The 4,366-nt window shown below is 66.2% G+C and carries 4 protein-coding genes; 1 reads left to right on the forward strand and 3 read right to left on the reverse strand.

The features are described 5' to 3' along the window. The 3 genes from VKP01_RS03040 to VKP01_RS03050 all read right to left on the reverse strand — a co-directional run. Positions 1-1,735: acyl-CoA dehydrogenase (locus VKP01_RS03040; protein WP_324410156.1), on the reverse strand; the 1,735-nt coding region annotated here is incomplete at its 3' end. Between the two features lie 223 nt (positions 1,736-1,958). Next, entirely contained in the window at positions 1,959-3,365 is a 1,407-nt protein-coding gene (locus tag VKP01_RS03045) for a hypothetical protein (RefSeq protein ID WP_324410158.1), read from the reverse strand. Positions 3,366-3,506: 141 nt separating this feature from the next. Continuing rightward, positions 3,507-3,710 (reverse strand): Ada metal-binding domain-containing protein, encoded by a 204-nt coding sequence (locus VKP01_RS03050; RefSeq protein ID WP_324410160.1) that lies wholly within the window; start codon positions 3,708-3,710, stop codon positions 3,507-3,509. 145 nt (positions 3,711-3,855) lie between these two features. On the opposite strand from VKP01_RS03050, the gene VKP01_RS03055 reads away from it, so the two are divergent. After that, the coding region (locus VKP01_RS03055; RefSeq protein ID WP_324410162.1) for a transposase at positions 3,856-4,366 on the forward strand (511 nt) is incomplete at its 3' end.

The raw sequence follows: 4,366 nt of genomic DNA on the forward strand, positions 1-4,366 counted from the left end.
CGGTGAAGGCGCCACCATGCATGATGGTCTCGGCGAGGCCGGGGGCGAGGCTGGCCTGGTTTTCGGCGAAGAAACGCGCCAGCGCCACGCGTCCGACGGCGAGCGGGTCACCCTCCGCGCTCGCGAGCGCGGACTCGGCCAGCGAGGCCGCCCCGAGCGTCAGACCGAAAAGGCGCAGATACGGCGTCGCACCGGCGAGCGCATCCTGCTGGGCATTGCCGGAGATCGCCTTGAGCAGATGGCTCGTCGCACGGTCGAGGGATTCCACGGCCTCGCGCAGGCGGCTGGCCGTGTCGCCATAGGCCGCCCCGCCCTCCTTCGTGACACGATCGGCAACCGCACGCAGGCGCGCGATCTCGCCGCGCACCGTCTCGCCGCCGGAAAGAGGCAGCTTGCGGGTCACGAGATCGATCGCCTGGATGCCGTTGGTGCCCTCATAGATCGCGAGGATGCGCGCATCACGCAGATGCTGCGCCGCACCGGTCTCTTCAACGTAACCCATCCCGCCATGCACCTGCACGCCCAGCGAGGCGACTTCGTTGGCGAGATCCGTCGAATAGGCTTTCGCGATCGGCGTCATCAGCGAAGCGCGCTCATGAGCCCGTCGCCGCGCATCCGCGTCACCCTCGAAATGGACACGGTCGAGTGCCCCGGCGGTGATGTAGCAGATGGCGCGCGCGGCCTGGGTGAAGCCCTTCATGGTCATCAGCATGCGCTGGACATCCGGGTGCGCGATGATCGGCGCCATGCCGTCGCCCTGCCATGAGGCGGCGCGGCCCTGGCGGCGGTCGCGGGCGTAAGAGAGAGCCTGCTGGTAGGCGCGTTCGCAGGCGGCGACACCCTGCAGGCCGACGCCGAGGCGGGCGTTGTTCATCATCGTGAACATGCAGGCCAGCCCGCGATTCTCCTCGCCGATCAGCCAGCCGGTGGCACCGCCCTCGTCGCCGAATACCATGGTGCAGGTCGGCGAGCCGTGCAGGCCGAGCTTGTGCTCCATCCCGTTGCAGAAGACGTCGTTGCGGCTGCCGTCGGGCAGGAACTTGGGCACGAGGAAGAGCGAGATGCCCTTCGTTCCCGCCGGCGCATCCGGCAAGCGTGCGAGCACCATGTGGACGATGTTATCCGTCATGTCGTGCTCACCATAGGTGATGTAGATCTTCTGACCCGTGATCCGGTAGGTCCCGTCGCCGACGGGCTCCGCACGGGCACGCAGCGCCGCGAGATCGGATCCGGCCTGCGGTTCGGTCAGGTTCATTGTCGCGGTCCACTCGCCCGAGATCAGCTTGCCGAGATAGAGCTCCTGCAATTCCGGCGTGGCGTGCTTCGTCAGCGCCTCGATCCCGCCCATGGTGAGGAGCGGCGCGATGCCGAAAGAGAGCGAAGCGGCGTTCCACATCTCGATGCAGGCGGCATTGAGCAGTCCCGGCAGCCCCTGCCCGCCATGCTCCGCCGGGCCGGGAAGCGCGTTCCAACCGGCATCGGCCCAGTCGCGATAGGTCTCTTTCCAGCCCGGAGGCGTTTTCACCACGCCCTCTGCGAGTTTGGGCCCATTGGTATCGCCGACGCGGTTGAGGGGCGCGATCGCGTCACCCGCGAATTTCCCTGCCTCTTCCAGGATCTGATCGACGAGCTCCGCCGAGAGATCGGGATGAAGCCCCTTTGCAAGCGCATCATCAAGGCCGGCCACATGGCGCATGACATGGACCATATCGGTCACGGGCGCACGATAATCCATCTTCGTCCTCCAAAGCTGCACGCACCTTCCGGCCCTGCCGTGGCGTGCCTGTTTCTTCGCCGGGGAGCGTATCCGCGCCGTGTTTCGGTGCAGCCGGCCTCTCCTGCCCAAGAGTTATGTGAGCAAGGCTTTCAGGGCAATGGGGAAATGCAGCAAACCACCGTGACGCAAGGGCGCGGAGCCGGTGAGCGGGAGCTCTTTCCCCACATATCGACGCGCGCCGTCAGGCGCCCCGCCACAGGCCGAGCAACGTCAGCGCCCCGCCGAGGAGCACAACGGATACGGCGGCATAGCCGGCATTCCAGCGCGTCCCAACCGTGAATGAGCCATATCCGGTCAACTGCCCGATATACATCGTCGCGGCGGTGGCCGGCGAGGAGGCGATCGCCATGCCCCAGCCGATCGCGAGCGCACTCGCGACCAGCGTCGCGTCGACCCCGTAACGCGCAGGGTCGGCCATCACGCTGGCCAGCACCGCGACCGTGATCAGCGGATTGGCACCGAGCAACCCGAACAGGACGACGAGCAGCATGAACAGCGCCGGGACGAAGATTGGCGGGAGCCCCTGCGGGCCGATCAGCGCGTCGATGAGGATCTGCGGCAGCAGCATGCCGATGAGCGTCCCGGCATAGGCCGCATTGGCCAAAACGGACAGTTCCTGGCGCTGCGCGGGCGCCTGTTCCACCACGTATCGTCGCAGATGGCCAAGCCCCGCGCGCCGGGTATCGCGCAGGACCCAGACGAGGCCGATCAGGGGCACGAAGAGGATGACCCCGTGGATCAACTGCCCCGGCGTGAAGCGCTCGACCAAAGCCGCCGCGCTCGACAGGAGCAACAGCAGCGTGACGAGCGGCACCAGCGCCGTGAAGGAGAACGACACCGGATCGCCGGTCCCTGCGACGCGCCGCGAGGCGCCACTATCGAGCGCCCAGCCGGCGATGACTGTTGTCACCGCGAGGCCGGTCCCGATCAACACCATCTCCGGCCATTGCGCGCCCGCAATGCCGGTGGTCGTGATGGCGAAGGCCACCGTCAGGGGGCACCAGAACATGGTCACCGAAAAACCGCGCAGCATCGCCAGCAGCATCCGCCGCTCACGCGCTTTGGCCACTGTGGCATCGCCGGGAGCCGCCTTGACAGCGTCGCGGATCATGCCGCTGAAGAGCGCGATCACCCCAAAATTCAGGATCGCCCCGAATAGCGTAGAGCCGCCCGCCAGCGCGAAATAGCGTCGCCCCGGTGGCTGGCGCACCAGCATGGCGCCGGTCTCGTGTATCATCGGCGAGGTCTGCGCCGCGACACGCAGGACACCCAATGCAGAAAACAGAACCATGATGAAGACACTGCGCCAGAACGCCTCCGCCAGCGCTGTGATCGGCGAAGGCAGGATGAAGACGGCCAATGCCGTTACCATTACACCGAAAGCCAGATGGCTCCAGACGAAGCGCGTGTAGCGTGTGCTCTGCGCAACCAGATAGAACAGGATCCCCGCCATCCCCACGAGCATGAGTGGGCTCGGCGCACCTTCCGCGAGAGCCCGAGCCGCTTCACCGGACAGGCTCGTCACGAGCAGGGCGAACCAGCCGATGACGAGCGCAATCCCCGAAAACGCATCGATGCGGTGTGTCATGAAACGGGTTCCGATGAGCGCCGTGATTACGGCATGCCGCGAAGGTATCGAACCGGGCCGGCGACGCACACCCGAAGACCCGCATGCCATGCGGCACTGCGCTGCACAACCGGCAGCCATGCGCGATCCGCAAGCGCAGGATCACCCGGTACGGCGCCCCTTCCACGCCGAATAGGCCTCCGGCATGCATACGGCACAGGGGCGATAGCCGGCGCTCACGGCGACCGCCTCGTCGGCGAAGAAGACGCGATGACTTGCATATGGCCCGCCGCGCGCGAGTGCGGACAATGCCGCGCGGCAATCGAGCCGCCCGTAGATGCGGCTCTTGGTCACGTCCCCCGTCATGGTGTAGCTCGCCGTGAGCGAAGCCGTCCGTCCGCGCGCTTTCCATCGCGCCGTAGCGGACGGTCGGCTTCGCGGGACGGGTGGTCATCGGTGATCTTCCGGTAGGATTGGGTTGGAGACTCAACCTGACCTGAAAGGACGACCGATGACCGATTCCATGCTGAACTTTCGCACGCTCGTGGAGAAGACCCCTGACGCGGATATCCTGCGCGAGATGATCGGCTTTGCCGCCGAGCGCCTGATGGAGATGGAGGTTGGCGCTCATACCGGTGCCGGCTATGGCGAGAAGCGTACCGATCGCCTGGCGCAACGCAACGGCTACCGTGATCGCGACTGGGAGACGCGGGCCGGGACCGTGGAGCTGCGCATTCCGAAGCTGCGCAAGGGCAGCTACTTCCCGTCATTCCTGGAGCCGCGGCGGATGGCCGAGAAAGCCCTCACCGCCGTGATTCAGGAGGCCTACATCCAGGGGATCTCGACGCGCTCCGTCGATGATCTCGTCAAGGCGCTCGGCATGAGCGGCATATCCAAGAGCCAGGTCTCGCGGCTCTGCGAGGAGATCGACGAGCGGGTGAAAGCCTTCCTCGAACGCCCGATCGAGGGGGACTGGCCATATCTGTGGATCGACGCCACCTATGTGAAGGTTCGTGCGCAAG

Origin of the sequence: Saliniramus sp. (assembly GCF_035311605.1) — a bacterium.
In the GTDB taxonomy this organism is placed as follows: domain Bacteria; phylum Pseudomonadota; class Alphaproteobacteria; order Rhizobiales; family Beijerinckiaceae; genus Saliniramus.

Excerpts from the sequence above, each read along its gene's own strand:
- VKP01_RS03050 (WP_324410160.1), bottom strand. The coding sequence starts at position 3,710 with ATGACGGGGGACGTGACCAAGAGCCGCATCTACGGGCGGCTCGATTGC.
- VKP01_RS03045 (WP_324410158.1), bottom strand. The coding sequence starts at position 3,365 with ATGACACACCGCATCGATGCGTTTTCGGGGATTGCGCTCGTCATCGGC.